3 protein-coding genes are annotated in these 5,498 nt (G+C 72.8%); 1 reads left to right on the forward strand and 2 read right to left on the reverse strand.

The genetic code is table 11. From position 1 onward, the window contains the following. Both AOK09_RS24115 and AOK09_RS24120 read right to left on the reverse strand, forming a co-directional pair. The coding region (locus AOK09_RS24115) for a nitrate- and nitrite sensing domain-containing protein (protein ID WP_055589338.1) at window positions 1–1,862 on the reverse strand (1,862 nt) is incomplete at its 3' end. Between the two features lie 40 nt (window positions 1,863–1,902). After that, complete coding sequence (locus tag AOK09_RS24120) at window positions 1,903–2,679, reverse strand: MHYT domain-containing protein (RefSeq protein WP_055589339.1); 777 nt, start codon at window positions 2,677–2,679, stop codon at window positions 1,903–1,905. A 447-nt stretch (window positions 2,680–3,126) separates the two neighbouring features. On the opposite strand from AOK09_RS24120, the gene AOK09_RS24125 reads away from it, so the two are divergent. Next, on the forward strand, window positions 3,127–5,498 hold a 2,372-nt coding region (locus AOK09_RS24125), incomplete at its 3' end, for a xyloglucanase (protein WP_407675432.1).

Raw genomic sequence — 5,498 nt, forward strand, 5'->3', positions numbered from 1 at the left:
GAGAAGGCGGTGGCGTTCTCCACCAGTTCGGCGACCAGGTGGGTGAGGTCGGCGACGGCGGGCCCGGCGACCGAGACATGGGGCATCCGGTGCACCTCCACCCTCGCGTAGTCCTCGACCTCGGAGACGGCGGCGCGCACCACGTCCAGCAGCGGCACCGGGCGGCGCCAGGCACGGCCCGGGGCGGCGCCGGAGAGGATGATCAGACCTTCGGCGTGACGGCGCATACGGGTCGTCAGATGGTCCAGCCGGAAGAGGTCGGCCAGCTCGGCGGGGTCCTCGGTACGGCGTTCCATGGCGTCCAGCAGGGTGAGCTGGCGGTGCACCAGCACCTGGCTGCGGCGGGCCAGGTTGACGAAGACCCCGGAGACGCCGGAGAGCACCTCGGCGCGCTCCGCCGCGGCCTGCAGGGCGGCCCGCTGCACGGTGTCCAGGGCGAGGGCGACCTGGCCGATCTCGTCGTCGCCGTGACCGGTGGTGAGCGGCGCCTCGGCCTCGACGTCGATCTCCTCGCCGGCCCGCAGCCGCCGCATCGCCCCGGGCAGCCGACGGCCGGCCAGTTCCAGGGCGGAGTTGCGCAGCCCGACCAGCTCGGTGACCAGGCCCCGGCCGACCTGCACGGAGATCACCAGTGAGGCGAGGACGGCCAGCAGGCCGAAGCCCACGGCGGCCCCGGAGCGGGTGAGGACGCCCAGCGCATAGGGGTCGGCGCGTTCGGCGGCGGCCCGGCCGGCGTTCTCCTCGACCGAGCGCAGCTGCTGGGCGGTGCTCTGGGCGGTGGCGTCCCAGCGGTCGGCGGGGGCGGCCGCGGCGGCCGGGCGGCCGTCCGCGGCGGAGGCCACCGCGTCCTCGAGGGCGGTGAGGTCCTGCCACTCGGAGGAGTCGGCGACCCGCTGCCAGGCGGAGCGGTCGGCGGGCCGCAGATCGGCGGCGGACTGCCGGAAGAGGTCCCGGCGGGAGTACGCGGCGCCGTCGAACTCCCGGTGCTGGGCGCCGTCCAGCCGCCCGGCGGGCCGGGCCGCGGTGAGCAGGGCGTCCTCGCGGGCCAGCATCTCCCGGCCGCGGGAGAACTCCAGCAGCACCCTGGCGTCGGAGGCGGCCTGCTGGTCCTGAAGTCCCGTCAGTGAGCCGCTGACGTCGAAGGCCTGGTCGATCACGGTGTTGTAGTCGCGGTAGGCGGCCGGCCAGTCCACCGACCGCGACTGGATCCGCTTGCGCAGCGCGGCGAGGGTGCTCAGCCGGTCGACCAGTGCGGAGACCCTGGCGGCGGCGTCCTGGCCGAGTCCTGCGGCGTCGGCGCTGTTGTAGTCGCGGCCCAGGGCCAGCGGGGCGGCGGCCCGGTCGGTGGCGGTGGCGCGGTCGCGGACGGCGGCGCCCGTGGCGGGGGTGGGCGCGGCCAGGTAGCGGGCGGCGGCGGTGCGTTCGGCCTGGAGGGCGGTGACGGTGTCGGCGACCGGGTTCAGCAGGGTGCTGTGCACCTCCTTGAAGTGCAGCAGGTTCCAGATGTCCTGCACGGTGTTGACGGTGGCGAAGGCCCACAGGGCCATCAGCGACACCACCGGCACCATCAGCAGGGCGACGATCTTCGCCCGTACGGAGCGCAGACGCAGGGCGAACCTTGCGGGCCGCGGCACCGGGCCGGCGCCGGACCGCGCCGGCCGGGGCGGGGGCGTGTCCCCGGCCGGCGCGGGGCCCCGGGGCGCCCGGTGGTCCTCGGTGGCGGGCTGCCCGGCATGGGCGCCGCGCCGGTGCGACCCGGCGGCGGGCGCCCCGGCGGCCCCGCCGGTGGGGCGGCGTACGGCGGCCGTTCCTGCGGCGGCTGCGCTGGGCGCGCCGCCGGACGGCCTGCGGCGAAGTCGCATGGAATCCTCGTTCCCGCTGGTTGGGTGGCGTGACGCCGGATCAGACGACGGCCGGGTCGTTGCGCAGTTCCTCGGCGGAGGCCGATGCGGCGCGTTCCCGGGCGGTGGGCGAGAGGGCCACGAAGGCCGAGGTGAGGAAGAGGAACGAACCCAGCCCCACGGCCAGCGGGAAGATGAACTCCATCGCTGTGGCCCCGCCCAGCGCGGTGCGTCCGGGCTGCATCCGGATGTGGACGGCCGCCATCCCGGTGTAGTGCATGCTGCTCACCGCCAGCCCCATGACCAGGGAGGCGCCGGCCGCGGCCGTTCCGCCGCGGACGGTGAGGGCGGCCCAGAGCGCCGCGGTGGCGGCGCCAACGGCGATCAGCACCGAGAGGGCGACCGGCAGCGGCGCATAGCCGAGCGAACCGTGGATCCGTACCGCGGCCATGCCGATGTAGTGCATGCACGCCACACCGATGCCGGTGGTGAGGCCGCCGACGGCCAGGGCCCGGCCGCGGTGCCGGCCGTAGCCCACCGCGAACACCCCGAGGCCGGTGACCAGCATCGCGACCAGCAGGCTGAGCACGGTGAGCGGGACGTTGTAGCGCAGTTCGGTGCCGGAGACGCTGAAGCCCAGCATCGCCACGAAGTGCATGGTCCAGATGCCGGAGCCGATCGCCGCGGCGGCGGTGAGCAGCCAGTTGCGGCGGGCGGCCCCGGTGGCGGCCAGCGCGCGCACCGTGCACCGCAGGCCGAGCGCCGAGCCCACGCAGGCCATCACATAGGACAGCACGGGGGTGAGCCAGCCGAAGCTGAAGTGGTTCATGTCGCCCATGGGGCCTCCCTCGGTGGAGCGGCGTGGCGGGGACGCTACTCACCGTTGTGAACCGGTCACCGGAGGTTCGCCGAAAAGCCCGCACGGGCCGTGCGGGTGTGCTCGAATGGCTGCCGTCTGTGCGAACCTCCGTCCTGACGGTGTCCCCCGTACGGGTGATGTCCGGTGGCCGGAGTCGGCCACCCCCCGGACACCTCGGATGTCTTCTGCTGCCCCGGCGGCGCCAAGTACCCTCTCGTCTGCGGGAAACGGCCCCGCACCCCCTGTCGCGCGGGCCGCTCCCGCGACCGGGCCCCGCCCGGTCCCACCACCACGCCCGCGCACCCTGTCCGGTGCGGCGAGCCAGTGAACGCTGCGGGCGTATCGGCCGCGCACTCCCCCGCCTCCCCGGGGGAGCTGCGCTGGCCTCCTCGCAGCGCGGGCCCGACATGTCTGGAGTCCGCACCCATGGACAAACGCGTCAGGGCGACAGTGGTCGCCATGACGGTGGCCACCGGAATGGGCCTGACCTGGCTCTCCGGAGCCGGGGCGAGCACCGCCTCCGCCGCCTCCACGGCGTCCTCGTCGTACACCTGGAACAATGTGCGCATCGACGGGGGCGGCTTCGTCCCCGGCATCGTCTTCAACCAGACCGAGAAGGGCCTGGTGTACGCCAGGACCGACATCGGCGGCGCCTACCGCCAGGACCCCACCACCAAGAAGTGGATCCCGCTGCTGGACTCGGTGGGCTGGGACGACTGGAGCTACACCGGTGTCGCCAGCCTGGCGACCGACCCGGTGCAGACCAACCGGGTGTACGTCGCGGCCGGCAACTACACCAACAGCTGGGACCCCAACAACGGCGCCATCCTGCGCTCCAGCGACAAGGGCGCCACCTGGCAGCGGACCGTCCTGCCGTTCAAGATCGGCGGCAACATGCCCGGCCGCGGCGAGGGCGAGCGGCTGGCGATCGACCCCAACAAGGACAGCGTGCTGTACTTCGGCGCGCCCAGCGGCAAGGGCCTGTGGCGCTCCACCGACTACGGCGTCACCTGGTCGCAGGTGACCTCCTTCCCCAACCCGGGGAACTACGCCGCCGACCCCACGGACACCACCGGCTACCAGAGCGACAACCAGGGCGTGCTCTGGGTGACCTTCGACAAGCGCACCGGTACCAGCGGCAGCGCCACCCAGACCGTCTACGTCGGCGTCGCCGACAAGGCCAACAGCATCTACCGCTCCACCGACGGCGGTGCGACCTGGTCCCGGGTGGCCGGGCAGCCCACCGGCTACCTGCCGCACAAGGGCGTCATGGACCCGGTGAACGGCTATCTGTACATCTCCACCAGCGACACCGGCGGCCCCTACGACGGCTCCGCGGGCGACGTGTGGAAGTACGCCACCGCCACCGGCACCTGGACCCGCATCAGCCCCGTGCCCTCCGATGACTCAGGCGGGGACGACTACTTCGGCTACAGCGGTCTGACCATCGACCGGCAGCACCCGAACACCCTGATGGTGACCGGTTACAGCTCCTGGTGGCCGGACACCCAGATCTTCCGCTCCACCGACGGCGGCGCCACCTGGAAGAAGATCTGGGACTACAGCAGCTACCCGACCCGGGTCGACCAGTACACGATGGACATCTCCTCGTCGCCCTGGCTGACCTTCGGCGGCAACCCCTCGCCGCCCGAGGAGACGCCCAAGCTGGGCTGGATGACGGAGTCGCTGGAGATCGACCCGTTCGACTCCAACCGGATGATGTACGGCACCGGCGCCACCCTCTACGGCTCCGACAACCTCACCAACTGGGACTCCGGCAGCAAGATCACCATCAAGCCGATGGTGCAGGGCCTGGAGGAGACCGCGGTCAACGACCTGGTCAGCCCGCCCAGCGGTGCGCCGCTCCTGAGCGCGCTCGGTGACATCGGCGGCTTCCGGCACACCGACGTCACCAAGGTCCCGGCGATGATGTACCAGTCGCCCACCTTCACCACCAGCACCTCGCTGGACTACGCGGAGTCCAACCCGCTGCAGGTGGTCCGGGTCGGCAATGTGGACTCCTCCTCCACCTCCAAGCGGATCGCCTTCTCAGGCGACAACGGCGCCGACTGGTACCAGGGCAGCAACGAGCCCTCCGGCACCTCCGGCGGCGGCGACGTGGCGCTGGCGGCCGACGGTTCCAAGGTGCTCTGGAGCCCGGACGGCGCAGCCGTCTCCGTCTCCGCCTTCGGCGGCAGCTCCTGGACCTCGTCCAGCGGGGTCCCGCGCGGCGCCCGCGTGGCGTCCGACCGGGTGAACGCCAAGAAGTTCTACGCCTTCTCGGCCGGCACGTTCTACACCAGCACCGACGGCGGAGCGACCTTCACCGCCAGTGCGGCCACCGGCCTGCCCGCCTCGGGCCCGGTCCGGCTGAAGGCCGTCCCCGGTGTCGAGGGCGACGTCTGGCTGGCCGGCGGTGACACCAGCGGCAGCTACGGCCTGTGGCACTCCACCGACTCCGGGGCGCACTTCACCAAGATCTCCGGAGTGGACCAGGCCGACTCCATCGGCTTCGGCAAGGCCGCCCCGGGCCGCTCCTACCCGGCGCTGTACTCCAGCGCCAAGATCGGCGGAGTGCGGGGCATCTACCGCTCGGACGACGCCGGAGCCAGCTGGGTGCGGATCAACGACGACCAGCACCAGTGGGGCTGGACCGGCGCCGCGATCACCGGTGACCCGCGGGTCTACGGCCGGGTGTACGTCTCCACCAACGGCCGGGGGATCATCTACGGCGACACCACGGACACCCCCACCACGCCGCCCACCAGTACTCCGCCGACCAGCACTCCCCCCACCAG

Source organism: Peterkaempfera griseoplana (assembly GCF_001418575.1).
GTDB classification, from domain to species: domain Bacteria; phylum Actinomycetota; class Actinomycetes; order Streptomycetales; family Streptomycetaceae; genus Peterkaempfera; species Peterkaempfera griseoplana.